Source organism: Oleiphilus sp. HI0067, from assembly GCF_001635735.1.
The window spans coordinates 1-706 of record NZ_LWFI01001224.1; the positions used below are offsets into that span (position 1 = coordinate 1).

The 706-nt window shown below is 40.4% G+C and carries 1 pseudogene; it reads left to right on the top strand.

Annotated elements, in window-relative coordinates:
- Positions 1-231: 231 nt before the first annotated feature.
- Positions 232-706 (top strand): annotated as a pseudogene (locus A3739_RS30100) (TrlF family ATPase); the annotation flags it as partial.

Sequence of the window (706 nt, forward strand, 5' to 3'; positions counted from 1 at the left end):
CCAAATACAATAAACGACAAGGATAATAAGTTGTTGCACCGAGGCTCCGAATGGAACAAATGGGACCTACACGTCCACACGCCTGAATCTATACTAAACAATCAGTTCAATACCGATTGGGACACATATGTCCAAACACTATTCAAAAAGGCATACCAAGAACAAATTTTCGCAGTTGGAATAACTGATTACTTTTCAATCGACGGCTACACAAAGCTCAGAAAAGACTACTTGGGCAATGACGAGAAATTGCGATCTTTGTTTAGTGAAGATGAAATCAGCCATATCAAGAACATGCTGATAGTCCCCAATATTGAGTTTAGGCTTAGCAAATTTATCACCGGAAACGCTCGAGAATTAAGTAGCCTCAATAGAAAACTCAACTTTCACGTAATCTTATCTGACGAACTTTCGATTGAAGAAATTCAAACCAACTTCTTACAACAGGTAACCTTTGACAGTTATGCAGAAACTGGTTCGCCGGCACACCAAATGCCACTTACCAAGACCAACTTGGAAAATTACGGAAAGGCGTTAAAAGAGGAACATAGCGCCTTTCGAGATAGCGGACGCAGCGACCTTTATATAGGGATGATGAATGCAGGCGTGGATGAGTCTAATATATTAAAAACCCTAGGCCACCCTCTTTTTGCAGACAAATATCTACTCGGAATAAATCCAGATGAGGACTTAAGTAGAGTGTCTT